Source organism: Pseudomonas laurylsulfativorans (assembly GCF_002906155.1).
Classification (GTDB): Bacteria; Pseudomonadota; Gammaproteobacteria; order Pseudomonadales; family Pseudomonadaceae; genus Aquipseudomonas; species Aquipseudomonas laurylsulfativorans.
The window spans coordinates 667,427-693,437 of the sequence record NZ_MUJK01000001.1; the positions used below are offsets into that span (position 1 = coordinate 667,427).

Genomic DNA, 26,011 nt, shown 5'->3' on the forward strand with positions numbered 1-26,011 from the left:
AGGAGAAAACAGATGGTTGGTGTGAATCAGGAGAAGAGACTGATCGCCCCGGTCAACAGGGCTAGCGCGGTGACTACTAATGAAGTGAGTACGGCCCATTTGACGGTGGCTTTCTGGAAATCGCCAATATCACGATCGACCATACCCACCAGCAACAGGGTTGAGGCAACCAACGGACTCATCAGGTGCACTGGCTGACCGAGAATCGACGCGCGGGCGATTTCCACCGGGTCAATGCCATAGGCAGCAGCGGCATTAGCCAAGATGGGGACCACACCAAAGTAGTAAGCATCGTTGGACAGAACAAAGGTCAGCGGCATGCTGGTGATCGCGACCACCAGTGGGAACAGGTGACCCCAGGATGGCGGAATCCAGTCGACCAGCGTCTGCGCCAGGGAGTCGACCATCTTGGTGCCCGAAAAAATCCCGGCAAAGATCCCGGCGGCAAACACCAACAACACCACCGTCATCGCATTGCCGGAATGGGCAAGAATGCGTTCTTTCTGAATATCCAGTTGCGGGTAGTTGATCATCAGTGCCAGGACAAAGCCGATCAGGAACAGGATCGCCGAGTGCATGATCCCCATTACCAGCGCGACCATGACCGCGATCACCAGTAACAGGTTCACGTATGCAAGTTTAGGCCGCTTGTGCGGGGTATCGCCCAGGATCTCGTCGATGTAGCAATTACCGCCACCGCTCTGTAGCTGCACATTGCCGATACGCTTACGCTCGGCACGCCCCAGCAGGAAAGCGGTGAACACCACCCACATCGCGCCGCCGATCATGGTCGGCAGCAAGGGTACGAAGTACTCGCCGGCATCCAGGCCCAATGCCGCGATCGCCCTTGTCGCTGGCCCACCCCATGGGGTCATACCGCTCATGATGCTCAAGGACAACATGGCGATGGTTGCCAGAATCATTGGGTTCATGCCGATACGCTTGTACAACGGCAGCATTGCCGCGCAGGTGATCATGTAGGTGGTTGTCCCATCGCCGTCGAGGGCGACCACCAGTGACAGCAGCGCGGTGCCGATAGCGATTTTCATCGGATCGCCGTTTACACGCTTGAGGATTTTGCGAATCAACGGGTCGAACAAGCCGGCATCAATCATCAGGCCGAAGAACAGGATGGCGAACAGCAGAAGCGCAGCCGAAGGCGCAACCATCTTCAGGCCGTCGAGCATCATCTTGCCCGTGGTGCCGCCAAAACCGCCAATCACCGCAAACACAATCGGCACCACCGTCAGGGCGACAATCGGCGATAGGCGTTTCGACATTATCAGGTAGGTGAAAACCACCACCATGGCCAAACCAAGAAATGCGAGCATAGGTCAGTTCTCTTGTTCTTATCAGTAGCGTGGCCGATGCGCAGGCGCGCGACCTCGAACCCGCCAGACGGCACGATCAACGGTGCCTGGCGGGGAGTTGAATGAAAGGTTTGTTGGGTGTTTCAGGCGTGTCCGGTCAGACGTGTTCCGTGACCTTGCGACCATCCCAGTTTTCACTCTGGGTTTGGGCCAAGGCAGACGACGGTTCGCCGTCAAGAGTCCGCATCAGTGTCTCGCGATCGCAAGCGTTCTCCGAGATGGACATCACCACGGTAGCCACGGCGTTGCTTGCCAGACTGGTCAGGGCCCGGGCTTCCGACATGAAGCGGTCGATACCTATCAGCAAGGCAAGGCCGGCCAAGGGAATGTCATGGATCACAGTCAGCGTCGACGCCAGCGCGACAAAACCGGCTCCGGTCACACCGGCTGCACCCTTCGAGGACAACAGCATGATGGCCAGCATGGTCACGGTCTGCGTCAGGCTTAGATCGATGTTGCAGGCCTGAGCAATGAATACCGCTGCCAGCGAGAGGTAGATCGCCGTACCGTCGAGGTTAAACGAGTACCCCGTTGGCAGCACCAACCCCACCACACCTTTCTTGCAACCCAGGGCTTGTAGCTTTTCCAACATCCGCGGCATCACCGGCTCGGTGGAGGAAGTCCCGAGCACTACCAGGAATTCTTCGCGGAAGTAACGCAGCAACTTCCAGAGACTGAAGCCATTTGCCCGGCAAATGCTCCCCAGCACTACAAAGACGAAGAAGGCACAGGCTACGTACAAGGTCATGATGAGCTTGGCCAACGAGCCCAACGATGTAATACCGTACTGGCCTACGGTGAACGCCAAAGCGCCAAAAGCACCGATCGGAGCGAAACGCATCAGATAGGAGAAAATCTTGAACACCATGTGCGAGGCGGACTCCAGTACATCCAGTACCGGCTTGCCACGCTCGCCGATGGCCGACAGCGCAAAACCGCAAAGCACCGCGATGAACAACACAGGCAGCACTTCACCCTTATTGAAAGCACCGATGAAAGTGTCCGGGATGATGTGCATGAAAAACTCGACCACTCCCAGCTTCGCGGCGGAATCGGTGTATTGCGACAGTCCCTTGGTGCTCAACTGGGCAGGGTCAATGTTCATGCCCACACCGGGTTTGAACAGGTAGACCGACACCAGGCCGATGATCAGACTGATCACGGTCAGCGCCAGGAACAGCAGCATGGTCTTGCTCAATAGACGCCCGAGGGAGCGTTTGTCGCTCATGCTGGCGATACCGGTGACGATGGTGCAGAACACCACCGGAGCGATCATCATCTTGATCAACTTGATGAAGGCGTCACCAAGCGGCTTCAAGGCAATGGCCTGTTGCGACCAAAAATGCCCGACCAGCACACCCAACAGCACGGCGAGGAGAATCTGGAAGTAGAGCGATTTTACAACTTTCATGGCATCACCCATTTTTAGAATTGTGCTGATGCAAGAACGGCAATGACCTGGGGACATTATCCGGCAAGTCGTTGGGAAGCCGTGGCGTAGACAAAACCGGAGAAAAGCCTGCGCGATGTACGCACCACAGAGGCACGAATTGTCTCACCCTGAGCGCCGGTGTAGGACAATACGACATCTATCCCGCCACTTGGATGTTCAATGCGTACATGCTTCAAGCGCGGCTCACTAACCCCGCCGAGCAATTGCGCGACCACACTGCCTTCAGTGACACAAGCGGTGGCAAGGCCGATGGAGCCGGTGATCGCCAAGGCCCGGTGGCAGTTGTGTGGCATGAAGTAGCGCACCTGGATTGTGCCGCCAGCCTTGGCCGGTGACACCAGTACTGGCTTGGGGATCACTTTGTCGCTGACGTCACCCAGGCCCATTGCCAGGCCAGCTTGCAGTCGCAAGGACTCCAGCCGACGCAGGAACTCGTTGTCGGCATCCAGTTCAGCAGGACTTTCATCGCCGCGCTTACCCAGTTGACCGGCTTCGACGATCATCATCGGCATCGCCATGTCGATGCAGGTTACTGGAATACCGTCGATCAAATCCTGCGTTTGCCCAGTCGGGAAAAGCTTGCCGGTCTTGCTGCCCGCAGCATCCAGAAAGGTCAGTTGCACAGGAGCGGCTGTACCCGGCACACCATCGATGGCGGTGTCACCCTCATAGCTGACCTGCCCGCCGGGCGTCTGTACCTCGGCGTTCACAAAAGTCCCCGTGTTGAGGTTACGAATACGCACACGGGTCAGGTCTTTGGAAGCTTTCACCAGCCCCTGCTCGATGGCGAACGGGCCAACGGCGCAAAGCATGTTGCCGCAATTCGGCGCGGTGTCGACTCGACGCTGGGAGACCATGACCTGGACGAACAGATAGTCGACATCCGCCTCCGGATGCAGCGACGGGCTGACGATCGCCACCTTGCTGGTTTGTGGGCTACCGCCACCGATGCCGTCGATTTCCAGCTCGTGGCCAGAACCCATGAGGTTGAGCAGCAGTTCGTCACGCTCTTCTATCGCAACTGGTAGATCCCAGGCGAGAAACACTGGGCCCTTGGAAGTACCACCGCGCATTAGCACACAGGGAATTCGTTGCATGAACACTGACTCTTGTTGATCAATCGGGGTAATTGATGTCTTGTGAGCAAGAGTCGCAGGGTTTAAAAATTGTTTCCAATGCAAATATCAGCCTGATTATTGCGTTTGACGAATGATAAATCTAGGATGACCGCGTTGAACAACTCACGTCTGCTGAGATAAAAAAAGTGAATTATGAGCTCAATGACATCCGATCTTTCGTGAAAATCGCAGAACTTGGAAGCTTCCACGAAGCTGCCGATGCATTGCATCTTTCTCAACCCGCGTTGAGTCGGAGAATGAAAAAGCTTGAAGAGGGATTGGGAACCGCGCTTCTTGATCGCACGACAAGAAGGGTCAGCCTCACCAGCGTTGGGCGAGACTTCCTGCCCAAGGCGCGACGCTTATTGGATGATTTCGACGACTCGATACTTAACATCCGAGAGCTGGCGGAGCGGCAGAGCGGTCGCGTAACCCTTGCCTGTATCCCAACCGCAGCCTTCTACTTCCTCCCTTCGGTCATCCGCCTCTACAACGAGCGCTATCCACAAATCCGCATTCGCTTGCTTGATCTCAGTGCGAACGAAGGGCTGGAGGCTGTTCTGCGTGGCGAAGCCGACTTTGGCATCAACATGATGAGCGGCCAGCACCCAGACATAGAGTTCGTGCCGTTGGTCAACGAGCCATTTGTTTTAGCGTGTCGACGCGATCATGAGTTGGCTGAGCGCAGCTCGGTCACCTGGTCTGAACTGAGCAATTACCGCCTTATCGGAGTCGGTCGCCTCAGCGGCAACCGCATGCTGCTTGACCACGCTTTGTCAGGCTTGAGCTGGCGTCCACAGTGGTTCTATGAGGTTCAACACCTGTCCACATCGCTGGGCCTGGTCGAAGCGGGATTAGGCGTCTCGGCAATGCCGAGCCTCGCAATGCCTGCTGTGGATCATCCAACATTGGTAAGCGTCCCTTTGATAGAACCCATAGTTAACCGATCGTTGGGACTGGTTTACCGCAGAGGCGCTTCACTCTCTCCGGCAGCGGAAAAATTCGTCTCAATACTGCTCGAACAATGGGAGAAATGACTTTCGACCACGGCCTCAGTAACCATTTTCTATAGCAGAGGGTGCTGTTCCTCCGTCTGACAGAAGATGAGCTTTTCCCTTGTTATCTCGAAAGGCTACAAACGGTTGACCGAGTAACCGAACTGATGCGAGCTCCTCGGATAATTGTGAGGATGGAAGGACGACATACCAAAGGTTTTTGAGCATGGCGAAGGTGAACTCGGATGACTTGAGAATAGGGATGACTCAACCATCTTTGATGCGTATCGCACGGTGTTGTTCACTCAAGGTTTAGATCATGCCAATAAACTCTAAAGATGAAATTCTTCTTATTGTCCCACTCCAGTTGACAGTTAAACCGTTTTCATCGTCTTTTTCTCCCCTCTGACGATCCTTAATCTGTGCCCATGTTGAACGACAACATTCACCCACCTCAAAAGGACTTCATCATGAGCAACGCTACCTACAACCGCTTGAACAAAGACGACGCTGTAGTTCTGCTGGTCGACCACCAAACCGGTCTGATTTCCCTGGTTCAGGATTTCACGCCCAACGAGTTCAAGAATAATGTGTTGGCGCTTGCTGACGTTGCCAAGTTCTTCGAGCTGCCGACCATACTCACCACGAGCTTCGAGCAGGGCCCCAACGGCCCATTGGTGCCGGAGCTGAAAGAGATGTTTCCTGACGCGCCTTACATCGCTCGACCAGGTCAGATCAATGCTTGGGACAACGAAGATTTCGTCAAGGCAATCAAGGCCACCGGTCGCAAGCAACTGATCATTGCCGGTGTCGTCACTGACGTCTGTGTAACGTTCCCGACCCTGTCGGCACTGGCAGAAGGTTTTGACGTGTTTGTGGTGACCGACTCTTCCGGTACGTTCAACACGACTGTGCAACAGGCATCCTGGAACCGCATGACACAAGCCGGTGCTCAAATGATGAACTGGTTCTCGGTGGCCTGTGAGCTACAGCGCGACTGGCGCAACGACATCGAAGGCCTGGGTAACCTCCTGTCCCAGCGCATTCCGAACTATCGCAACTTGATGAACAGTTACTCGGCGTTGACTGCACGCCAATCGTAAGTCTGGTTTGGAACCCTAGGCCCGCTTTTGCGGGCTTTAGGCATGGGCTTCATGTGGAATCAAACCAAGTGAACCGGCTAACCGAAACACCCTTGTCGTCCAATAGCCACTCATACGCGCATTGATGTTGCTACCCCTGCCCTCGCAGCACCGAAATATCTCTCTTGGGGGGTACACCAAACAGACGGCTGTACTCACGACTGAACTGCGACGGGCTTTCATATCCGACCTTGAAGGCCGCACTGGATACGTCCTGGTGTTCATTGAGCATCAGTCGCCTTGCCTCATTCAGTCGCAGCCACTTTTGGTACTGCAACGGGCTCATTGCAGTAAGTTGGCGGAAGTGGTGGTGAAAGGTCGGCGTGCTCATCTGCACTCGTGCCGCAAGTTCATCAACGCGAAGTCCCGAGGTGTAATTCAACTTCAACCAATCGATGGCTTTCGCGATCCGATAACCTTGGCCATCGACAGACGTTATTTGTCGAAGCCGGCTCGCCTGATCACTCTGCAAGAGACGGTAGTGAATCTCCCGTTGGATCAAGGGGGCGAGAACAGGGATGGACTCCGGCTCATTGAGCAGTGCCAATAAGCGCTCGAATGACGCCAGCATTGCCGGGGTCACTGAACCAATTCCTACCCCCTTCGCAACGGATCGATCACGGGTTGGCGGCAGGTCACTTTGCGCTATCAACTCAGCCAGCATGCGCAGATCAAGTTTCAACGTCAGCCCCACGCATGGCTGTTCCGGGCTTGCAGCTAGCACTTCTGAATTGGCAGGCAAGTCCAATGAGGTGATCAGAAATCGCGACCTGTCATAGGGGTAGCCTTCGCCACCTACCCAGAGCTGTTTCTCACCTTGGGCGACGAGGATGATGCTTGGCTCGACCATGCAGACGATGGGCGGTGCTGGATGTTCGCGCCTGAAGAAGCCGAGGCCTGTAATGGCCGTTGCATAATCACCTGGTTTCGAGATCTGCCCGCCGATGATCTGCGCAAGCTTTTCTTGTGGCAATGTCTGTTGAGAATCGGTGCTGGATTTGTTCGTCATATGCGTCTTGTACCTCTTCACCGAACTCTAACTCGTCAGCTCCCGACCGTCCTGCAAAAAAACAGAGACTCATAGAATCAGGCAAGCAATCCAGAGGAATGCACTACAGAGAGCCTAGGCAGACCGGGAAAATGTCCATCCGACAAATCCTTTGAGGTCTCTCCCATGCTTGTACAAGCCTATGGCGCTCACGCTGGTGACAAACCCCTAGAGCCGTTGAAGATCAACCGCCGCACGCCTGCAGCCCATGATGTTCAGATCGATATCGCCTTCTGTGGCATCTGCCATTCGGATTTGCACCAAGTGCGCGCCGAGTGGGCAGGCACACAGTTTCCCTGTGTCCCGGGCCACGAAATTGTCGGCCGTGTGTCGGCGGTGGGCGCGCATGTTGCGGATTTCAAAGTCGGCGATCTGGTCGGTGTCGGCTGCGTCGTCGACAGCTGCAAACACTGCGACGACTGTGACACAGGCCTGGAAAACTACTGCGACGAGATGGTCGGCACCTACAACTTCCCGACACCGGATGCACCTGGCTGGACGTTGGGCGGCTACTCGCAAAACATCGTGGTGCATGAGCGCTACGTATTACGCATCCGCCATCCTGAGGCGCAACTAGCTGCCGTGGCCCCGCTGCTGTGCGCTGGCATCACCACCTACTCGCCTCTGCGTCACTGGAACGCCGGCCCTGGCAAGAAAATAGGTGTGGTCGGCATCGGTGGTCTGGGTCACATGGGCATCAAGTTGGCCCATGCAATGGGTGCCCACGTCGTGGCTTTCACCACCTCTGAATCCAAGCGCGAGGCGGCAAAGGCGTTAGGCGCCGATGAGGTCGTCGTATCGCGCAACGCTGAAGAAATGGCTGCACATACCAAGAGTTTCGACTTCATTCTCAACACCGTCGCAGCCCCCCACGATCTTGATGCTTTTCTTGTACTGCTCAAGCGTGATGGTGCGCTGACGCTGGTCGGGGCACCGGCCTCGCCGCATCCGTCACCCAACGTCTTCAACCTGATCATGAAACGCCGAACGATTGCCGGCTCGATGATCGGTGGCATCCCGGAAACACAGGAGATGCTCGATTTCTGCGCCGAGCACGGCATCGTCGCCGACATCGAACTGGTTCGAGCAGACCAGATAAATGAATCCTACGAGCGAATGCTCAAGGGTGACGTCAAGTATCGCTTCGTGATCGACAACGCCACCTTGGTGGGTTGAGCGTCCGGGCTTCAGCCTCATTCCATTCGCCAAGTTGGCCACGTTCTTCAAAAGCAACCTGAACCAGCCCGTTCGGTGCCCTGGGCGGGCATCGTTTCTCACGTAGCCTCGTCCTCGGGGCTACGACGCTTCGCGCAATACAGGATTCAAACAATGACTGATCACATCATCCCAGCATCCCTTAAATCATGGGGTGCCGTACTTGCCATGTCGCTCGCCGCCTTCGTGCTGGTGGCATCGGAGTTCATGCCCGTCAGCCTGCTGACACCCATTGCCGCCGATCTGCATATCACCGAAGGACAAGCCGGTCAGGGCATTTCCGTTTCGGGGCTGTTTGCCTTATTCACCAGCCTTCTTATCCCGCTGGCGGCGGCGCGGGTTGACCGTAAACCGCTGCTTCTTTCACTGACGCTGTTGATGATCCTTTCCGGAACAGTGGTCGCGTTCGCACCGAACTACGGGGTATTCATGATCGGGCGCGCACTGATTGGTGTTGCGATTGGTGGCTTCTGGTCACTGTCGGCGGCAACCGCCATGCGCCTTGTGCCGGATGATCAGGTCACACGCGCCATGGCAATCGTCAACGGCGGCAACGCTTTGGCGACTGTGATTGCAGCACCACTGGGCAGTTTTCTCGGCGCCTTGATTGGCTGGCGCGGTGCATTCTTGTGCGTCATCCCAGTTGCGATAGTCGCTTGTGTATGGCTGTCTGTAAGCCTTCCATCCATGAAATCGCAAAGCGGTTCAGGCACTGGAAACGTCTTCAGATTGATGAAAAGCGTACCGGTCGCGCTAGGCATGGTGGCGGTCAGCGTGTTTTTCATGGGCCAGTTCATGCTGTTTACCTATCTGCGCCCGTTTCTTGAAACGGTCACGCACGTCAGTGTTTCCATGCTGTCATTGATGTTGCTCGTCCTGGGCCTCGCGGGCCTCGCAGGAACCTTCCTGATTGAGACATTTTTGAAAAATGGCCTGTATCGAACCCTCATCGTCATCCCGATCATTATGGCGATGATTGCACTGGCGCTTGTTTCATTCGGTAGCTCTGCTGCCACCACAACTGTCTTGCTGGGCCTATGGGGACTGGTTGCGACTGCAGCGCCCGTGGGATGGTGGACATGGCTGGCAAGAACGTTGCCAGACTCTGCTGAAGCGGGAGGCGGCTTAATGGTGGCGATCATCCAACTCGCTATTGCGTCTGGCGCAACCGTTGGCGGGCTGGTCTTCGACTTGAGTGGCTATCGAGCGACCTTCGAATTGAGCGCCACTTTGCTAGGCGTGGCGGCCGTTCTTGCCTTCCTGGCTGCACGCGCAGCATCGCGCGAGCCTGTTGCATCGGTAAGCATTGCTTGAAATCACCGCAAGACACGCCAAGGCATGTCTTGCGGTTTCGGTGGAGGATATGCTCGCAGGTTGGACGTGACTGTCAGCGTGCGCTGTCGATGATTTGGCCACCGTCTGGCGTCAGGCTGTACCCGGTCAGGAACTGCGCATCCTTGCTGGCAAGGAACAGCACGACCGGCGCAATATCCTCTTCGGGCGATCCTTAACGGCCAAGTGCGTTAGTGGGTGCGGGCGCATTGGCCGCTGCTCCCAAGTGTCTGCAATTGGCATGACATTGTTTACAGTGATTTTGTCAGCGCCCCACTCCCTAGCCGCCGAACGAGTCAGGGCCCGCACCGCCGCCTTTGCCATGTTGTATGGGGCATAACCCTGCAAGCCGATGACACCGGCCAGCTATCGTGTGGCGGTTGACAACAACGGAGCTATGTCAAAGGCAGGGTTTCAAAAGGTGATCTAACCCCTGCCCATTCACTCCTTGCTCGATTTGGGTATCGCGATACGGCTACTGGTCTTGACCTCGCGTAAAGCCAGACTGGACTGGATGGACGCAATACCCACCTGACGCCTGAGCACCTGCTCGATAAAGTCACTGTAGCTATCAAGATCCTCTGCCAACACTTGCAGCACGTAATCGGCATCCCCGGTGATCTTGTGACAGGACAACACTTCAGGCAATTGCGCAATCACCGCCTCGAAAGCGTCGGGAGCGTGATCGGCGTGGGTGGAAAAACGGATGTGCACAAACGCCATGATATCCAACCCCAGCATTCGTCGATCAAGGTTCGCCTGATAGCCCTTGATCACGCCCGCCTCCTCCATTCTCTTACGTCGCCTCCAGCAAGGTGTCAGGCTTAACGACAAACGCTCACTGAGCTCAGCATTGGAAATGCTCGCATCCTCTTGCAGCAATGCGAGGATTGCCAAGTCGGTATCGTCGAGACTGATGCGTTTGGATGATTTTTTCTGCATTTCGCACTTCCTGAGTAAATCCGCCCGAATAATCTAGTAAACCACGAAAACAAAGCAAAGAAAGCGCACCAAAGCCGGAACAGAATATTTGCACTGGCTCACATTAACGGATGCGCAGAATGTTTACAGTTTTCAGTGATTCCCACCGCTTGCACCACGGCACCGAATTGAAAGACGGCGTGCTCAAGCCCTCGTTCGAACAGCCCAGTCGAGCCGATACCGTCCATAACCGTGTCAAGCAGGTAGGCCTTGGCCAGATCATCGAGCCGCGAGCATTTGACCGGTCGTGTTACGTCAATGCGCACAGCGAGCGCTACGTCAGCTTTCTTGAAAGCGCCTGGTCAGAATGGTGCGCGACCGGACGTACGCACGATGCCCTACCGCTGGTATGGCCAGTGCGTGACCTGTCCAACGAGCAAGTCCCGACGTTCATCGACGGCAAGCTCGGCTTCTATGCCATGGACGCTGGCTCCCCGATTACCGCCACCACTTGGCAAGCGGTGAAAACCAGTGCAGACATCGCCCTCACCGGCCTGGCGCTGATCGATGAAGGACACGACAGTGCTTTTGCCCTGTGCCGGCCGCCCGGCCATCACGCAGCGCGTGAATACATGGGCGGCTATTGCTATCTCAACAACGCCGCCATAGCTGCACAGCAGGCCATTACCCAAGGTGCCCAGCGTGTCGCCGTACTGGACGTCGACTTTCATCACGGAAACGGCACCCAGAACATTTTCTACGAGCGCAGTGACGTCATGTTTGTCTCGCTGCACGGCGAACCGGCGGTGTCCTACCCGTACTACTCAGGCTACAGCCACGAAGTCGGCGCAGGGCAAGGCGAAGGATACAACCTGAACTACCCGATGCCGAAAAACACCACGTGGGAAAGCTACCGCAACGCCCTTTTACACGCCTGCAAGAAACTCCAGCAATTTGGGCCTGAAGTGCTGGTTATTTCACTGGGCGTCGACACGTTCAAGGACGACCCCATCAGTCACTTCCTGCTGGAGAGTGAAGACTTCATCGGCATCGGAGAGCTGATCGCGAGCGTCGGCTGCCCCACCCTATTCGTCATGGAAGGCGGCTACATGGTCGATGAGATCGGGATCAATGCGGTCAACGTACTGCATGGCTACGAGAGCAAACGCGCCTGAGTCATCCCCTCAATCGCAACGCTTCAACTATTGAATCGGAGAATAAAAACATGACTCTTTTTATAGACGTCGATCATGCTGCACGCCTGTTCGCCACGGTGGGAATCCGCCGGGCAATCCGTGAAATGGCCACTTACATCGAAGCGGACTATTTGCGCTGGGCACAGTTTGATAAGTCGCCCCGTACCGCCAATCATTCGGCCGACGGTGTGATCGAGTTGATGCCCACCGACGATGGCCAACAGTACTCCTTCAAATACGTGAATGGTCATCCGGGCAACGGTCAAAGCAATTTGCTGACGGTCATGGCCTTCGGTGTCCTGGCCGATGTCCACAGTGGTTATCCAACCTTACTCAGTGAACTGACGCTGACCACCGCCCTGCGCACGGCAGCGACTTCCGCATTGGTCGCACAATCTCTAGTGCGTCCAGGTGCAAGCGCCATGGCAATCATCGGTAATGGTGCCCAGAGTGAATTTCAGGCCCTCGCCTTCCACGAAATGCTGGGCATCAATGAAATCCGCATTTTCGATCTTGATCGCGACGCTTCACTCAAGTTGAAGCAGAACCTCGCTGCATTCCCTGCAATAGAGGTGATTATGGCCAACTCGATACAAGAAGCGGTCAAGGGAGCGAACATCGTCACCACGGTCACCGCAGACAAAGCCTATGCAACGATTCTGACGCCCGAGATGATTGAGCCCGGCATGCATATCAACGCCGTAGGCGGTGACTGCCCAGGCAAGACCGAACTGCACGCCGAAATACTGCGAAACGCCCGGGTCATCGTTGAATTCGAACCACAAACCCGGATTGAAGGCGAAATTCAACAGCTGGAAGCCGACTCTCCCGTCGTCGAATTCTTCCGGATTGTTCAGGGCGAAGTCCCAGGCCGCGAGAACGACGCACAGGTCACCGTGTTCGATTCGGTGGGTTTTGCCCTCGAAGACTTTTCGTCACTGCGCTACGTGTATGACCTGGCGCGGGAGCATGCAATCGGTGAGCGCATCCATCTGGTGCCGACGCCTGCCAACATAAAAAACCTCTACCAGCTGCTTGATCAGCAGCCAGCAATCGTCCCCTCACGCTTGCGCACAGTGAGTTGATAGCCATCGGTGATGCCCCTGAGCAAAGTGCCAAGGGGCTACTCACCGTGTGAGTGGACGACCCACCCTGCCGCCCGCAAACCACCACCGTCAGTAGCCGTTGCATCTCCAACAAGAACGCTAGACACCCACTTTTCTGCCAAAACTCAAAAACATAAAATCAAGAGGTTTTGTAATGAAATCGACTCCTTCCGAGCGGGTTGAACAGCCCGCGCTGCAGCGAACGCTCAGCAATCGTCACATTCAGTTAATGGCCATGGGAGGCGCCATCGGTACCGGCCTGTTTATGGGTTCCGGGAAGATCATCGCCCTCTCCGGCACGTCGATCATCCTCATCTATATGATCATCGGTCTGTTCGTCTATTTCGTCATGCGTGCCATGGGCGAGATGTTACTTTCCAACTTGAACTTCAAAACCTTCGCGGATTTTGCCGGTGCCTATCTTGGCCCACGCGCAGCATTCTTTCTCGGCTGGTCATACTGGCTAAGCTGGAGCGTTGCCGTAATAGGTGATGCCGTCGTGGTGGGTGGATTTTTTCAGTATTGGTTCCCCGATGTACCCGCCTGGATACCGGCGATCGGCATGCTGATGACACTGTTCGCCTTGAACGTGCTGACTGTCAGGCTCTTCGGTGAAGTGGAGTTCTGGTTTGCGATCATCAAGATCATTGCCGTCGTCGCCCTGATTGGCGTGAGCATGGTGCTGATTGCCAGCTCCTTTGTCTCACCCAGTGGCGTCACCGCATCCCTGAACCACTTGCTGGATAAACAGGCCGCCTTCCCCAATGGCCTGTTCGGTTTCTTTGCCGGGTTCCAGATGGCGATTTTCTCTTTTGCGGGCACCGAACTGATCGGCACTGCAGCCGCCGAAACGCGCGCGCCCGAAAAGACCCTGCCTAAAGCCATCAACTCGATTCCGCTGAGAATCATCCTGTTTTATGTGCTGGCACTGGCCTGCATTATTGCAGTGACTTCCTGGCAACAGGTTTCGCCCAACAAGAGCCCCTTCGTCGAGCTGTTTCTGGTTGCGGGGTTTCCCGCAGCAGCCGGTATCGTCAACTTTGTGGTGCTGACATCCGCCGCCTCATCGGCCAACAGCGGCGTATTTTCGTCCAGCCGCATGCTGTTTGGACTGGCCAATCAGGACAACGCTCCAGGGATTTTCCGGCGCCTGTCGACCAATAGCGTGCCTTTACTGAGCCTGGCCTTCACCACACTGTTGATGCTGGTGGGCGTGCTGCTGCTGTTCATCGTTCCAGAAGTCATGACCGCGTTCACCATCGTCTCTACCGTGTCAGCAATCCTGGTGATCTTCACTTGGTCGACTATCCTCGCTTCGTACATTGCCTATCGCAAAACTCGCCCTGAACTGCATGCGAAATCGATCTACAAGATGCCTGGTGGCGTACCGATGGCCTGGTTCTCCTTGGCCTTTCTGGGTTTTGTACTTTGTCTGCTGGCATTGAGACCCGACACCCGGATTGCCTTGATGGTCATGCCGGGGTGGTTCATATGGTTGGCAATTGCTTACCAGTTGACCTGTTCCAGAAAGCCCAAACCCGCTGACGGTTCGGCAAATCAATACAGCTGATGCTCATGGTGCCTTTCGGTGCCGATGAGTGAAGATCGCGTCAGCGACGCGGCACTTCTAGGATGATTACCGGCTTAAGAGCCCCAAGGGAAGGCCGTCATATTTCATTGACGGCCGACTCTACGGATGAACGATTCGGCTTGCTGACAAATGCTGAGACACCGTAAGCACAGCACGCAGCCTGGTTTCGAATTCGATCTTTCTCTTGAGGCCAGCATCGCCTTTCAGTGCTTCGAGAGTTTTAAACGGCTCTGCAAAATGCTTTTCGAGTTGGCGGAATTCAGCGAGCCAGGGCTATCTCACAAATCATCGGGCGTGCACTTCTGAGTAAGTTCGTGCGATCCACTTCCATTTTTTTGGCGCAGGGGAACATCGGGCGTCAGATAAAAACGTCCACCCGATGGGAGCCGATGGCAATTTACCTTGCAGGTTTAATCCAGCTCGCTGATGCAGACCACTTTCGGCTGTGTCATGTCCTCATACGCAAATCGAACACCTTCGCGCCCCAGACTTCCGTACTTGAAACCACCGAAAGGCATGGCATCGAAACGATAGTCGGAAGAATCATTGATCATCACGCCACCCGCTTCAATCTGACGCGCCAGTTTCAAAGCCTTGGAAAGGTCACGTGTGAAAAGACCTGCATGCAAGCTGTACTCTGGTGCGTTAGCCAGAGCAACAGCATCATCCAGATGATCAAAAGGCTCCAGGATGACCACCGGCGCGAAGACTTCCTGCTGCCAAATCGTACTGCTATGGCTCACATGCTCAAGCACGGTCGGCGCATAGCTTCCCACTTGGCGATGGTGCCCACACAAAAGAACAGCACCTTCGGCCAGTGCTTCATTGACCAATTGCTCGGTACGTCGCGCCGCCTGCTCCGTAATCATCGGGCCCACATCCGTGGCTCGCTGATCAGGATCGCCCACCACCAATGCACGCGCTTGGCTGACAAAGCGCTCACGGAAATCCTCATAAATTGAACGATGTATAAGGATGCGTTGAGTGCCGATGCAATTCTGCCCTGCTGCCCAGAAGGCACCAGACACACAGGACTCCACGGTCGGTTCAATATCACAATCTTCAAGCACGAGAACCGGGGCATTTCCTCCCAGATCCATGGCTAGCTTCTTCAATCCAGCACTGCGAGCGATGGCCTCTCCCGTGGCAAAACCACCGGTAAAGGAAATCATCCGAACTTCACGCACCTCCACCAATGCTTTACCCAAGTCGACGCCACCCGTAGCCGGGGTTATCACAGAGGGTGGAAGCCCCGCTTTCACCAAGCACTCAACGAGCTTGAGAGCAGACAGCGGCGCAAGCTCCGAAGGTTTCAAAATCACGGCATTGCCTCCGGCGATTGCCGGGCCGAGTTTATGGGCGACCAGATTCAGCGGATCGTTATAGGGCGTGATGGCGACGATAAGTCCCAAGGGTTCCCGCGTGAACCAACCTTGACGCGATTCCGATCCTTCATAAGCCCCAAATGGAATCACTTCCCCGGCGTTACGACGCGCCTCTTCCGCCGATAGCTTCAACGTGTTCACGCAGCGCTTCACTTCCTTCTCTGCTTGTCGCAGCGTTTTTCCCGCCTCTGCAACGATCAGCCTGGCAAATGCATCAGACTCAAGCTCCACATACCGGGCGGCGTCCTCAAGAATGCGCGCACGCAGGTGACGAGGCATGGCCGCACTCTCGCGCACGCCGATTCGCGCGCGTTCCAGCAAGCCAGGAACCGCGGCTGCATCAAGGCAAGGGACGCTCCCTACCAAGCGACCATCGAATGGACTGAACACATCAATCTGTTTGGCTTCCACAAGCTGAATACTGGCCATGCTGGATACGCTCATGACTATCTCCTGTTATTTGCCGTGGGCGGTGTGGATGGCGACGATGTCCGACAGCAATGCGAAGGCCGTCTCGATACGCCCAGCCCCAGGCCCGGACACCGTGACGGCGCCCAGCAGTTCGGTTTTGAATGACACGGCATTCGTGGCACCAGCAATACCTGCCAGAGGATGGGAATTGGGCAGCAGCCGGGCCTCGACACTCGCTCGAACCGAGCCATCGGCTTCACGATCGGCTGAGCCAATCAATTTCCAGCTCGCGCCATTGGCACTCGCCTGAGCAATATCTTGCGCGCTGATATTGCTGATGCCCGAACACGCGACATCACTGACATTCAGTCGTGCATTCAGAAGTTCGTTGGCAAGGATGACCACCTTGAGGCGTACGTCGAACCCCTCCACATCGGCGGTCGGGTCTGCCTCGGCGTAGCCGAGCTGTTGCGCTTGTACGACGGCATCGTTGAACGCCAGGCCGTCTTTCATTTGGGTGAGCACGTAGTTGGAAGTGCCGTTCAGGATGCCTTCGAAGCCTTGTACGCCTGCACCCGCCAAGGCCTGCTTGGCCAGACGAATCACCGGGGTGCCGCTCATCACCGCCCCCTCGTATTCGAAAGCGACCTGGTTGCGACGGGCCAACGCCTTGAGCTCGGCACCGTGCAGCGCAATAGGCCCCTTATTGGTGGTCACTACATGAATGCCACTTTCCAGGGCCCAGCGGCAAAAGGTAGTGGCGGGCTCGCCATCCACGGGATTGGTGAACGTGGCCTCAGCGATGATGTCTGCACCGGAATGCTTGATCACGGTTTCGTTGAAGGCCTCAGCATTGCCGCCGGGCAGTTGAGCGAGTGCGCCTTTCTCAATCGGCAGCGCAACCAACTGCTTTGCATCCAGACCGTCTTTGGCAACGATGGAACCGAGGAACAGATCGGTGACACCGACAATTTTAACAGTGAAGCCCAGGGACTCTTTCCACTCGGCATTACGATCGGCGACCAATTGGGCGAAGCCACGGTTCACGCCACCAAACCCTACCAAGGCAATTTTGTACTCAGTCATAAAGCTGTTCCTTTATTGATGTTGTTCGACAGGAACATCCTAAGAGCCGGGCGTTGGCAGTTGAATATGGCAGTCTGCTGTATTAGTTGGGCGTTTTGCCCAAGCACGATGATTTAAAACACCGCCGAAAGGACGAACGATGTCACGGTGTTTTCTACCCCTGGCATGGCCGCGATTTCCTTCCACACGAGATGGACACGTTCAGGTGTGGCGGCATTCACGCGCAGCATCAAATCGAACTCACCACTGAGTACTTCACACTGCACGACTTCGGGAATGGAGCGCAGCGCAGCCAGTACTTCTTCGCCACGCATGCGGTCGTAGCGGTAGACAAAGATCACCGCGCTGATAAGCGATGTAGGCCGCCGCGACTCACCGAGAAGTACCGTATAGCCCTGGATCGCACCGTCGCGCTCAAGACGCTCGATGCGCTGGCGCACAGCATTGCGCGACAAGTTGATCTTGGCACCCAGTTCGATATGGGCAATTCGCGCATTAGCGGTAAGTTCGGCCAGTATGCGCTCGTCCAGCGGATCAAGAATGCGCTTCATGAAAGCCTCTGCTGTGCCAGACGAAGAGCCTCGCACAGCCCCTCCAGATCATCCTTGGCCAGGTAAGGTGGTTGCGCAAGCACCTCGACAGTGTTCGCAACGCTTGCTTGCCAAACGCCCAGCTCGGCCAAAAGTGCCGCCGACTTGGCCGGCGCAATTTGCCCAAAGGTGACCATTGGCGCCCCCAGGCTGCGTCGATGAAGCCGGCCAGCCAGTACACCGACAGCGGTGTGAGGATCGATGGCCGAGCCTGTCTCTCGGAACAGTTCGACCACCTCATCGCGCACCTGGGATTCGTCTACCGCATAGGAATCGAAGAGTACTCGGGCACGCAGCCATTGCTGATTGCCGATGCTCATTTCTCCGCAACGTTCAAAATGCTCCATCAGCGCTCTAGTTGAGCAGCCATCGTGGTCGTAGATCTCCCAGATAAACCGCTCCAGGTTGGAAAACAACGAGAAGTCCATCGCCGGCGATACCGTTCGATTAGTCATCCGGGTGGAGTAGCGATTGCAATGAAAAAACTGGTGCAGGGCATCATTGCTGTTGGTGGAAATGATCACCTGATTGATGGGTAATCCCATTTTCTGCGCAATGTAGCCGGCGTAGATTTCGGCCGAGCTGGCAGCTGGAACGCTAAAGCCAACGGGACGCGAGCCACCGCCCAATTGCAAGGCCGCGTGGAAGTAAAAAACAATCTGGGCCAGGACGCCAATCCAATTGGTCGAGTTGAAACAGACCGGCATCACTCCGTCCAACGGCCACTCACGCAAGAGTCGGGAGACCAGCGTCTGGCAATCGTCAAAATTACCGTCAACCGGAAACAGCTGAACCCGCTGTGGGTCGGCTGCCTGCAAGGCACTGAGTTGCTCAGGCGCAAGCCCGTCGCGCGGATACAGTATTGCCATGCGGGCGGCCGGGCAGTTAGCAAAGGCTTCAAGCGCCGCGAGGCCGGTATCACCATTAGTTGCACCGACCACCAACGCTTCTTTACCGACCTCCTCCAGAAAATGCTCGACCAGGCGCGACTGCAACTGCGCGGCGAAGTCCTTGGAAGAATGGGTCGGGCCATGAAAAAGCTGGAGTATCCACTCGTTATGCCCGATCTGCTCAAGCGGTGTGATAGCGCGGTGCTTGAATTGCTGATAACTGTCGCTGAGCAAGGCACGGAGGGTGCTTTCGTCCATGGACGAACCAACAAAGGGCGAGATTACCCGCCATACCAGTTCATCAAACGGCAGCCATGACCAGCTGGTGATTTGTTGCTCAGTGAATACCGGCAAACGGGTTGGGACATACAGACCACCATTTTCGGCGAGCCCCGACAGCACCACACTGCGAAAATCCGCCCGCATGGCACCGCCGCGTGTACTTACATAATCCATGGCCACTCCCAAACGGTATTACAAAAGGCGGTGAGCTTGAGCCACCAGCCAGGTAGAAAAATTTGCGGCATCAGGCGATAGCGCATCGGCCTGCTCGTGCACCAGATAAAAAGATTCGCTGGCCTCGATTCGGTGATTGAATGGCGCAACCAATTGCCCACTCTTAAGCAAATCCTCGACCACGGAAGACCGTGCCAACGCAACGCCCTGCCCCAATTCGGCCATGCGGATCGTGGAAATCAGCGTGTCAAACTGAGGGCCACGGGAATAGTCGACGTCGTCTGCTCCCACTCGTTTCAACCAGTAACCCCAACCTTCTTCGTAACCCAACACGTGAAGCAGGGAATGGTTCATCAAGTCGCGAGGCTCATGTATGGGTGAGCTGGCCATGAGCGTTGGGGAGCAAACAGGCTGAAGGATGTCCCACGTCAATCGCTGAGCGTGCAAGCCCGACCACTCACCGCATCCCCAGCGAATCTCCAGGTCATCCTCGCCATCCGGTTCTTTCACCCAAATATTGCTGATGTATCGAATATCAATCTGGGGATACTCCCGACAAAAATCTGCGAGTCGGGGGGCTAACCAATAGTGAAGAAAGGAAAGGCTGCCACGCACCTTCAAATGCCTTCGATGGTGCTGGCCGAAAATCTCGTTTGTGCCGACTGCAAGGCGACTGATCGCGTCTTGTACGACAGGCAGGTACGACTGCCCTTCCTCGGTCAAGCCAAGCCCTCGGGGCAAGCGCTTGAACAGCGCCACACCGAGGTGGCTTTCTAACTGACGGATTTGCTGACTCACAGCGCCTTGAGTCAAATGGAGTTCTTCTGCCGCGTGGGTAAAGTTCAAATAACGCGCCGATACTTCGAATGCCCTCAACCAGTTCAAGGGTGGTAGTGACTTTTGACTCATCGGCGCAACCTCATCAGGACTTTATCTATGCTCAATCATTGCCTGAGACATTCACGCGGTGCCAGAAGAATGAACAGTGGCGGCTAACGCCAACCGCTCTGCCCTCTTGTTTCGAGTGACCCAGTAAACGAAATAGCACCACGCGATAAAGGGAAGGCCGAAGTACAGCGCCACTCGCTGCTCAGGATCAAAAGCGATACCGACACAGGCCAGCAGACAACACAAAATCGCACCGATAGGCACCCACGGATAGCCACGTACACGGAAATGCAGGTCTTCAACGCGTCCACCATTAGCGACGTATTGACGACGGAACGCGATCTGGCTTGCAGCGATGCTCATCCACACGACAACGACCGCCAGACCGGAAATGGACACCAAGGCCAAGTAAACCGTATCAGGGGCAAACACACTGCTGAGCAAGGACGCCACGGCTCCCGCCATACTAAGAACGATGGCGTTCACGGGCGTGCCACGACTGGAAAGCCTGGCGTAGCGCTTAGGCATATGTCCTTGATCGCTCAATGTCCACAGCATGCGCGATGCTGCATACAGCCCCGAGTTAGCGGCGGAAATCAGTGCCGTGAGAATGACGAAGTTCATGATGTCGGCAGAGTATGGGATGCCAATCAGCTCAAACACCATGACGAATGGACTTTCTACGAGCCCCGCTTGCTCCCGTGGCAGTAACGTCGCAAGGACGAAAATTGTTCCCACGAAGAACAACGCCAAACGTACCACTGTCGTACGGATTGCCTTGGGCACGCTGGTTTGTGGATCTTGTGCTTCACCTGCAGCAATCCCGATCAGCTCAGTTCCGGAAAATGCGAAGGAAACAGCCAGGAGGGTCATTGCAATGGGTAAGAACCCGGTGGGGAACAGCCCCTCACGCGTGAAGTTGGAAAGTCCGGCCCCCTGCAAACTCTGTACTTGCAAAAGTCCGAAAATTGCCGCTCCGCCGATCGCAATGAACGTGATGACGGTCAGAACCTTAATCAGCGAAAGCCAGAATTCAGTCTCCGCAAACAACCGTACAGAGACAACATTGCTTAAGAAGACTGCAATGGCAAACAGCGCACTCCAAATCCAGACCGGCGTATCAGGAAACCACCGGACCATCAGTATGCCCGCAGCGGTAAACTCTGAACCGATAGCGACTGCCCAAGTCAGCCAGTAAAGCCAGGCCACTGTATAGCCTGTGCCTGGGCCCAGGTATCGTGTTGCGTAGCTACTGAAAGATCCGGTTTCCGGCATCTGTACAGCCAACTCACCGAGACAGACCATGACTAGATACACCATCACTGCACCGATGATGTAAGCGATCACTGCGCCGAGTGGCCCTGCCTGGTTAACCGTGTAACCGGAGGTAAGGAATAACCCCGTACCGATCACACCGCCCAACGCCAACATAACGATGTGACGGGTTTGCATTTCCTTTTTGAAATGCGAGTTTGGATCTGGCTGTTTATCTATCTGTGTGGACATAGTTGTAGTCTCATGAAATGTTCGGACAAACGCCTTGTAACTGGCTGTTGGGCAGTACAATTTCGCTGTCGCTGGATTTTATTATTTTCATTCTTCATGAAGGGCTTAAGATGAATATCGAAAGTCCTGTCCCTATTCAGGCTCCTGCCTCAATTAACCGTCGAGCACTGTCGGCGTGAAGGCTTGCGTCACCTAGTGTACTTCGCACTAAAGCGAAGGCTTGTTTCAGATCAGCCAATAAATCTGCTGAGTCTTCAATACCTACGGACACTCGAACCAAACCTTCGGAAATGCCAAGTGCCTGACGTTCTTCCAGGGTATTTTCCACGTGACTGGTTGTCCGTGCCGGCCCATAAATGGTCTCGACAGCACCCAAATTACCTGCCCGATGCGCATATCTGAGCAGCGGGAGCAAACGAGTCACTGTGTCCATGCCACCTTTGAGCACGAAGCTGACGATGGCTCCGAATCCGTTCATTTGCGAACGAGCGATGTCATGACCTGGATGTTGAGGCAACCCCGGATAGTTCACAGACTCGACCAGCGGCTCGGTACAGAGGTACTCGGCCAAAAGTTGCGCGCTCGCCTGTTGCTGGCGAAGACGCAGAGCCAGAGTCTTGATGCCCCGGATGATGAGATACGCCGAAAAAGGATCCAGCGAGGCCCCATTGATTTCGCGGTAATGGCGAACTTGAGACATCAAATGCTCGGCGCCGCACACCACACCGCCGAGTACATCACCATGACCGGACAGGAATTTGGTCGCGCTGTGCACAACCACATCAACGCCTAAAGCGAGCGGATTCTGATTCAGAGGCGTCGCGAATGTATTGTCCGCAATAACCAAAGCCCCCACTCGCTTCGCCGCGGCCACAAGGCGCCGAATATCAACGATTTTCAGCGTTGGGTTCGTGGGTGTTTCCAGGTACAGGACGCTGCAGCCTTTGGCGATCTCCTGCTCAAGTACCGCGGTGTCGAGCGTATCGCAAAGGGTGACTTCCACACCCATGCGAGGAAGAAACTCCTCAAAAATCTTGTTCGTACCACCGTAGCTATCCCGTGTAGATATCACACGTTGCCCATGGGATAGGAAGGTGTGCAGTACACCGCTGATTGCAGCCATTCCGGTACTGAAAGCGACAGCCGACTCTGCGTTTTCGAGTTCACAGAGTTTATCTTCCAAGACAGAGACAGTGGGATTGCTCATCCGGCTGTAAATGAAGCCGGGCTCTTTTCCCAATGCCACGTCATACCACTTATCGATATCGTCATAACCATAGGCGGCACTGACCACTATGGGTGTCTGGGTCGCATTGTAGGGATGTTGAACCTGCTCTCCTCCCCATACAACTCGAGTCCCCATCCCAACCTCTGAAGCCTGGACGGCGTGTTTCTTATTTTCCATAAAAATGTCTCGCAGCAAGGGAAACACAACCGTGTTCCAAGTGGGCCTGGGAGGACTATAAGGAAGGCTCATGCTTGTGAAAAATCATGATATCTGGGAGTAAGGGTGGCTTTTTTTAATGGCTGTATGGGGGTAAGTGGCCGTCAAACCAGTACCACTTCAGAGAATCTTCAACAAAATACAGCTGCGCGATACCACGAACGTGGGTGTGAACCAGGCGCGTTTTTGGGGCTTTCACTGGTTTGGAGGCCCCTCATTGTCGACTCGGACGCGGTCTCTTGTAGGAGCTGGCTTGTCGGGTCGCCGCATCGCAGCGATGGTCGTTAACGATAACGCCTATGAACTGGATAAACGCGGTGCACTTGAGTCCAATACTCGATCAAACACGGCGTTAAACATCGCTACAGTCAGCGCCACCTAGTTATGCCCCAGAGGCCTTTTCAAGGCTGGGCCGGGCTATAGACCGCCTGCGCCTTTGCCACTTCAGGCTTCTGTTCTTCTATCTCGCCATTGAACGCCTTGTGCATTTTAACCGTGTCCAGCGCCCCGACCCATTTGGCAATCGCCAGGGTGCCGACACCATTGCCAATGGTGTTGGTGATCGCACGTGCTTGCGACATGAAGCGGCCGACGCCCAGTAGCAGCACCATCGAAGGCCCCTCAGTCAACCTGAGTCAATGACGCCTATGAGCCGGCACCCGCAAAGCGGGTGCCGGCATTTTGCGCTTGGCGCCACATTGATAGCAGAAGCCGCTTTTTCGTCTAACGTCAATGGATGCTTTTGCATGATCCACTTCCTCTGAAAATGGAGTTAGACGATGAAAACTATCGTTTCCTGGCTGACGATTACGCTGGTTGGTTTAGTGCTTGGTGCCTGCTCCGCGGTCGACTCCGTGAGTGGAGGCGCAGGCGAGACGGAGATTCGCTCGGGGAAGATCGAGCAGATTACCCAGACCCAGATGCAGACCAATCACGATAGCGGTGTCGGCGCCATATTGGGTGGTATCGGCGGTTTAGCCCTGGGAAGCCTGATCGGCCAGGGTACCGGCCGGGATGTTGCAATGGTCGCGGGAGCCCTGGCCGGCGCGGCAGGCGGCAACTACGCCGAAAAGAAAAAATATGATCAACCCATGGACGCACAGCAGATCATCGTCCGCACCCACAGCGGCGTACTGGTCCAGGTGACCCAGCCGATCAACCCCGCGTTGAAAAAAGGCATGAACGTTTATGTCGAAGGTTCCGGCAACGAAGCGCGGGTAGTACCACAAAGCTAGTGGCGGCCAGGGTAATGGATGCAGATGTCGGTCTTGACCTTTGAAGGGGTGACACCAGATGAGCGAGAACAAGTCTCCTGTCAGTCTGGACGAGGATATCTGTGTTCACGTCTTTACCGCTTCGGCCGCGATGGTGGGCGTCTGCATCACGGTTGTCGGGATATTCCAGGTCATCACCACGCTGAGAAGTGAAAACTCGCTGGGTGATGACTTTCTTACGATCAACGCCATTTTGTACTTGATCACGACCCTGCTTTCCTACTGGACGTTGCGCACCCGAAAAATCAATCGCAACCCCTTGCTGGAAAAGCTCACCGACGCTCTTTTTCTGATTGCGCTGACCTGTACCACCGGCATTGCAGGCTTTATCACGTGGGCGATCACCCTCAAATAGGGTTTATCCTGCCCCTCTGCGCACATCAAACAGGCCCGCCAGAATGCCGCTCGACTCGCCCGCGATGAAAATCGGCGTCATCTCCGACACCCACGGTCTGCTCCGCCCGCAAGCCATCGCCGCCCTGCAGGGCTGTGATCGCATCATCCACGCCGGCGATATCGGAAGCGTGGAGATCCTCGAGCAACTGGCCGCTATCGCACCGGTGGATGCGGTGCGTGGTAACAACGACCTGGAGGCACCCTGGGCGCGCGAGTTGCCCGATTGTCTGCGCCTGGACCTCAACGGCTGGGCGGTTTTGCTGGTGCATGACATCGCCGATGTGGCGACCAATCTCGATGACGGTATCAAACTGGTGATTACCGGGCACTCGCACAAGCCGTGCATCGACTGGCGCGGTGAACGGCTGTTCCTGAATCCGGGCAGCGCCGGACGTCGACGCTTCAAGTTGCCTGTCACGCTGGCGTTGCTTGAAGTGCATGCCCAGGCAATCGAACCACGGCTGGTGCCGCTGCTCGACTGACGACCGCCCTTTCCTCTTACGCCGATTCACCGGTGCGCTTCGTATTGCGCTTTTGTCGCGCCTATTCACCTTCCGCCAGCGCCTGGCGCACAAGTGCCCTTGCCGCCCAGGCTGTTGCATCGAGTGATTCTTCGACGCTCGCGCGGCTGATATCGCGCACGGCGATCAACGCCTCGGTGCCGATGACGATCGACAGTGCCTGCTTCAGCCGTTTGCGCGCCCGGGGTGAGAGCACGTCCTTGAGCGAATCGACAATCGGCTCGATGTAGTTCATGCGTCGGCCCGGTCGCAGTGGCGCCTCGCGAGGCTCATTTTCCAGCCACACCGTCATGAACGATCGCTCCATTACATGCAGGCCGATCTCGTCGTCGATCAAGACTTTGTTCAACGCGTGCGCCGCCAGGCCAATTCACTTACGATTCATCGGCAACCACTCTCACTCTGTGGCAGTCGGACGGCCCAAGTTTTTGACCGCTCGAGGAGCGAACTTCAACGGGCATCAGGGACCGGCCGAATTCATTGTCCAGTAGCACAGAACGCGTCTCTTCCCGCTTGAACAGGAAACGTTCGCGCCACTGCCGCATGCTGACCACCACAGGAAAGATCTCCCGCCCAGGGTTTTGAGGCGCGATGCCAGAATGTTCTTGGCCACCCCCAGGCTTTTCTGAAATTCGCTGAATCGGCGAATGTCGTCAAGCGCGTCGCGGATGGCCTAC

General features: G+C 55.7%; 23 protein-coding genes and 4 pseudogenes. 10 read left to right on the forward strand and 17 right to left on the reverse strand.

Features of this window, described 5'->3' with window-relative positions; translation table 11 throughout:
• Window positions 1-26 precede the first annotated feature (26 nt).
• The 3 genes from B0D71_RS03005 to B0D71_RS03015 form a co-directional block, all read right to left on the reverse strand.
• Window positions 27-1,331, reverse strand: coding sequence for a CitMHS family transporter (locus B0D71_RS03005; protein WP_103393410.1), 1,305 nt, complete (start codon window positions 1,329-1,331; stop codon window positions 27-29).
• A gap of 136 nt (window positions 1,332-1,467) precedes the next feature.
• Complete coding sequence (gene dctA / locus B0D71_RS03010) at window positions 1,468-2,793, reverse strand: C4-dicarboxylate transporter DctA (RefSeq protein ID WP_103393411.1); 1,326 nt, start codon at window positions 2,791-2,793, stop codon at window positions 1,468-1,470.
• 44 nt (window positions 2,794-2,837) lie between these two features.
• Entirely contained in the window at window positions 2,838-3,920 is a 1,083-nt protein-coding gene (locus B0D71_RS03015; protein WP_103393412.1) for a 4-oxalomesaconate tautomerase, read from the reverse strand.
• A gap of 167 nt (window positions 3,921-4,087) precedes the next feature.
• Between B0D71_RS03015 and B0D71_RS03020 the strand changes: the two genes are divergently transcribed.
• Together B0D71_RS03020 and ycaC are read left to right on the forward strand one after the other, a co-directional pair.
• The gene (locus B0D71_RS03020) at window positions 4,088-4,978 is read left to right on the forward strand and encodes a LysR family transcriptional regulator (RefSeq protein ID WP_015095835.1); all 891 of its coding nucleotides are present in this window, start codon (window positions 4,088-4,090) and stop codon (window positions 4,976-4,978) included.
• A 428-nt stretch (window positions 4,979-5,406) separates the two neighbouring features.
• A complete protein-coding gene (gene ycaC / locus B0D71_RS03030) occupies window positions 5,407-6,039 on the forward strand; it encodes an isochorismate family cysteine hydrolase YcaC (RefSeq protein ID WP_103394009.1) in 633 nt (210 codons plus the stop codon).
• Window positions 6,040-6,169: 130 nt separating this feature from the next.
• Here the strand turns inward: ycaC and B0D71_RS03035 are convergent, their stop codons facing one another.
• Window positions 6,170-7,087: an AraC family transcriptional regulator gene (locus B0D71_RS03035; protein ID WP_103393413.1), complete on the reverse strand. Its 918-nt coding sequence runs from the start codon at window positions 7,085-7,087 to the stop codon at window positions 6,170-6,172.
• Window positions 7,088-7,252: 165 nt separating this feature from the next.
• On the opposite strand from B0D71_RS03035, the gene B0D71_RS03040 reads away from it, so the two are divergent.
• Complete coding sequence (locus tag B0D71_RS03040) at window positions 7,253-8,302, forward strand: NAD(P)-dependent alcohol dehydrogenase (RefSeq protein ID WP_103393414.1); 1,050 nt, start codon at window positions 7,253-7,255, stop codon at window positions 8,300-8,302.
• Window positions 8,303-8,455: 153 nt separating this feature from the next.
• Window positions 8,456-9,655, forward strand: a complete 1,200-nt coding sequence (locus tag B0D71_RS03045) for an MFS transporter (RefSeq protein WP_103393415.1) — start codon at window positions 8,456-8,458, stop codon at window positions 9,653-9,655.
• Between the two features lie 126 nt (window positions 9,656-9,781).
• On the opposite strand, the gene B0D71_RS31675 is transcribed toward B0D71_RS03045, so the two are convergent.
• Both B0D71_RS31675 and B0D71_RS03055 read right to left on the reverse strand, forming a co-directional pair.
• The gene (locus B0D71_RS31675; protein WP_240635677.1) at window positions 9,782-9,997 is read right to left on the reverse strand and encodes an SDR family oxidoreductase; all 216 of its coding nucleotides are present in this window, start codon (window positions 9,995-9,997) and stop codon (window positions 9,782-9,784) included.
• A gap of 117 nt (window positions 9,998-10,114) precedes the next feature.
• Entirely contained in the window at window positions 10,115-10,615 is a 501-nt protein-coding gene (locus tag B0D71_RS03055; RefSeq protein ID WP_103393416.1) for an Lrp/AsnC family transcriptional regulator, read from the reverse strand.
• A gap of 119 nt (window positions 10,616-10,734) precedes the next feature.
• On the opposite strand from B0D71_RS03055, the gene B0D71_RS03060 reads away from it, so the two are divergent.
• The 3 genes from B0D71_RS03060 (at window position 10,735) to B0D71_RS03070 (ending at window position 14,466) form a co-directional block, all read left to right on the forward strand.
• On the forward strand, window positions 10,735-11,769 hold the full coding sequence (locus B0D71_RS03060; RefSeq protein ID WP_103393417.1) for a histone deacetylase family protein: 1,035 nt from the start codon (window positions 10,735-10,737) through the stop codon (window positions 11,767-11,769).
• A 50-nt stretch (window positions 11,770-11,819) separates the two neighbouring features.
• A complete protein-coding gene (locus B0D71_RS03065; protein ID WP_103393418.1) occupies window positions 11,820-12,875 on the forward strand; it encodes an ornithine cyclodeaminase in 1,056 nt (351 codons plus the stop codon).
• 175 nt (window positions 12,876-13,050) lie between these two features.
• Window positions 13,051-14,466, forward strand: a complete 1,416-nt coding sequence (locus B0D71_RS03070) for an amino acid permease (protein ID WP_103393419.1) — start codon at window positions 13,051-13,053, stop codon at window positions 14,464-14,466.
• A gap of 165 nt (window positions 14,467-14,631) precedes the next feature.
• Here the strand turns inward: B0D71_RS03070 and B0D71_RS31680 are convergent.
• From B0D71_RS31680 to B0D71_RS03115, 9 genes and pseudogenes are all read right to left on the reverse strand, one after another.
• Window positions 14,632-14,754, reverse strand: a pseudogene (locus tag B0D71_RS31680) (transcriptional regulator); the annotation flags it as partial.
• A gap of 143 nt (window positions 14,755-14,897) precedes the next feature.
• Window positions 14,898-16,316, reverse strand: coding sequence for an aldehyde dehydrogenase family protein (locus B0D71_RS03080; RefSeq protein ID WP_103393420.1), 1,419 nt, complete (start codon window positions 16,314-16,316; stop codon window positions 14,898-14,900).
• 12 nt (window positions 16,317-16,328) lie between these two features.
• Window positions 16,329-17,369 (reverse strand): homoserine dehydrogenase, encoded by a 1,041-nt coding sequence (locus B0D71_RS03085; protein WP_103393421.1) that lies wholly within the window; start codon window positions 17,367-17,369, stop codon window positions 16,329-16,331.
• A 113-nt stretch (window positions 17,370-17,482) separates the two neighbouring features.
• Window positions 17,483-17,920, reverse strand: coding sequence for an Lrp/AsnC family transcriptional regulator (locus tag B0D71_RS03090; RefSeq protein WP_030130664.1), 438 nt, complete (start codon window positions 17,918-17,920; stop codon window positions 17,483-17,485).
• Window positions 17,917-19,305 carry a threonine synthase gene (gene thrC, locus B0D71_RS03095; RefSeq protein ID WP_103393422.1) on the reverse strand — a complete coding sequence of 463 codons (1,389 nt, stop codon included), beginning with the start codon at window positions 19,303-19,305 and terminating at the stop codon, window positions 17,917-17,919. The genes B0D71_RS03090 and thrC overlap by 4 nt, the downstream gene beginning before the upstream one ends.
• 18 nt (window positions 19,306-19,323) lie before the next feature.
• Window positions 19,324-20,214 carry a LysR substrate-binding domain-containing protein gene (locus tag B0D71_RS03100; RefSeq protein WP_103393423.1) on the reverse strand — a complete coding sequence of 297 codons (891 nt, stop codon included), beginning with the start codon at window positions 20,212-20,214 and terminating at the stop codon, window positions 19,324-19,326.
• 51 nt (window positions 20,215-20,265) lie between these two features.
• Window positions 20,266-21,699 (reverse strand): amino acid permease, encoded by a 1,434-nt coding sequence (locus B0D71_RS03105; RefSeq protein WP_103393424.1) that lies wholly within the window; start codon window positions 21,697-21,699, stop codon window positions 20,266-20,268.
• A gap of 136 nt (window positions 21,700-21,835) precedes the next feature.
• A complete protein-coding gene (locus B0D71_RS03110; protein WP_103394010.1) occupies window positions 21,836-23,104 on the reverse strand; it encodes a cystathionine gamma-synthase family protein in 1,269 nt (422 codons plus the stop codon).
• Between the two features lie 440 nt (window positions 23,105-23,544).
• Window positions 23,545-23,754 (reverse strand): annotated as a pseudogene (locus B0D71_RS03115) (C4-dicarboxylate transporter DctA); the annotation flags it as partial.
• 168 nt (window positions 23,755-23,922) lie between these two features.
• Here B0D71_RS03115 and B0D71_RS03120 point away from each other — a divergent pair.
• The 3 genes from B0D71_RS03120 (at window position 23,923) to B0D71_RS03130 (ending at window position 25,295) form a co-directional block, all read left to right on the forward strand.
• Window positions 23,923-24,378, forward strand: coding sequence for a glycine zipper 2TM domain-containing protein (locus B0D71_RS03120; RefSeq protein ID WP_103393425.1), 456 nt, complete (start codon window positions 23,923-23,925; stop codon window positions 24,376-24,378).
• 58 nt (window positions 24,379-24,436) lie between these two features.
• Entirely contained in the window at window positions 24,437-24,772 is a 336-nt protein-coding gene (locus B0D71_RS03125; RefSeq protein ID WP_103393426.1) for a hypothetical protein, read from the forward strand.
• Window positions 24,773-24,836: 64 nt separating this feature from the next.
• Window positions 24,837-25,295 (forward strand): metallophosphoesterase family protein, encoded by a 459-nt coding sequence (locus B0D71_RS03130; protein ID WP_103394011.1) that lies wholly within the window; start codon window positions 24,837-24,839, stop codon window positions 25,293-25,295.
• Between the two features lie 61 nt (window positions 25,296-25,356).
• Here the strand turns inward: B0D71_RS03130 and B0D71_RS03135 are convergent.
• Together B0D71_RS03135 and B0D71_RS31685 are read right to left on the reverse strand one after the other, a co-directional pair.
• Window positions 25,357-25,704, reverse strand: a pseudogene (locus B0D71_RS03135) (TetR/AcrR family transcriptional regulator); the annotation flags it as partial.
• 4 nt (window positions 25,705-25,708) lie between these two features.
• Window positions 25,709-26,004 (reverse strand): annotated as a pseudogene (locus B0D71_RS31685) (winged helix-turn-helix transcriptional regulator); the annotation flags it as partial.
• Window positions 26,005-26,011 lie beyond the last annotated feature (7 nt).

Excerpts from the sequence above, each read along its gene's own strand:
- B0D71_RS03005 (WP_103393410.1), bottom strand. The coding sequence starts at position 1,331 with ATGCTCGCATTTCTTGGTTTGGCCATGGTGGTGGTTTTCACCTACCTG.
- dctA (WP_103393411.1), bottom strand. The coding sequence starts at position 2,793 with ATGGGTGATGCCATGAAAGTTGTAAAATCGCTCTACTTCCAGATTCTC.
- B0D71_RS03015 (WP_103393412.1), bottom strand. The coding sequence starts at position 3,920 with ATGCAACGAATTCCCTGTGTGCTAATGCGCGGTGGTACTTCCAAGGGC.
- ycaC (WP_103394009.1), top strand. The coding sequence starts at position 5,407 with ATGAGCAACGCTACCTACAACCGCTTGAACAAAGACGACGCTGTAGTT.
- B0D71_RS03035 (WP_103393413.1), bottom strand. The coding sequence starts at position 7,087 with ATGACGAACAAATCCAGCACCGATTCTCAACAGACATTGCCACAAGAA.
- B0D71_RS03040 (WP_103393414.1), top strand. The coding sequence starts at position 7,253 with ATGCTTGTACAAGCCTATGGCGCTCACGCTGGTGACAAACCCCTAGAG.
- B0D71_RS03045 (WP_103393415.1), top strand. The coding sequence starts at position 8,456 with ATGACTGATCACATCATCCCAGCATCCCTTAAATCATGGGGTGCCGTA.
- B0D71_RS31675 (WP_240635677.1), bottom strand. The coding sequence starts at position 9,997 with ATGGCAAAGGCGGCGGTGCGGGCCCTGACTCGTTCGGCGGCTAGGGAG.
- B0D71_RS03055 (WP_103393416.1), bottom strand. The coding sequence starts at position 10,615 with ATGCAGAAAAAATCATCCAAACGCATCAGTCTCGACGATACCGACTTG.
- B0D71_RS03060 (WP_103393417.1), top strand. The coding sequence starts at position 10,735 with ATGTTTACAGTTTTCAGTGATTCCCACCGCTTGCACCACGGCACCGAA.
- B0D71_RS03065 (WP_103393418.1), top strand. The coding sequence starts at position 11,820 with ATGACTCTTTTTATAGACGTCGATCATGCTGCACGCCTGTTCGCCACG.
- B0D71_RS03070 (WP_103393419.1), top strand. The coding sequence starts at position 13,051 with ATGAAATCGACTCCTTCCGAGCGGGTTGAACAGCCCGCGCTGCAGCGA.
- B0D71_RS03080 (WP_103393420.1), bottom strand. The coding sequence starts at position 16,316 with ATGAGCGTATCCAGCATGGCCAGTATTCAGCTTGTGGAAGCCAAACAG.
- B0D71_RS03085 (WP_103393421.1), bottom strand. The coding sequence starts at position 17,369 with ATGACTGAGTACAAAATTGCCTTGGTAGGGTTTGGTGGCGTGAACCGT.
- B0D71_RS03090 (WP_030130664.1), bottom strand. The coding sequence starts at position 17,920 with ATGAAGCGCATTCTTGATCCGCTGGACGAGCGCATACTGGCCGAACTT.
- thrC (WP_103393422.1), bottom strand. The coding sequence starts at position 19,305 with ATGGATTATGTAAGTACACGCGGCGGTGCCATGCGGGCGGATTTTCGC.
- B0D71_RS03100 (WP_103393423.1), bottom strand. The coding sequence starts at position 20,214 with ATGAGTCAAAAGTCACTACCACCCTTGAACTGGTTGAGGGCATTCGAA.
- B0D71_RS03105 (WP_103393424.1), bottom strand. The coding sequence starts at position 21,699 with ATGTCCACACAGATAGATAAACAGCCAGATCCAAACTCGCATTTCAAA.
- B0D71_RS03110 (WP_103394010.1), bottom strand. The coding sequence starts at position 23,104 with ATGGAAAATAAGAAACACGCCGTCCAGGCTTCAGAGGTTGGGATGGGG.
- B0D71_RS03120 (WP_103393425.1), top strand. The coding sequence starts at position 23,923 with ATGAAAACTATCGTTTCCTGGCTGACGATTACGCTGGTTGGTTTAGTG.
- B0D71_RS03125 (WP_103393426.1), top strand. The coding sequence starts at position 24,437 with ATGAGCGAGAACAAGTCTCCTGTCAGTCTGGACGAGGATATCTGTGTT.
- B0D71_RS03130 (WP_103394011.1), top strand. The coding sequence starts at position 24,837 with ATGAAAATCGGCGTCATCTCCGACACCCACGGTCTGCTCCGCCCGCAA.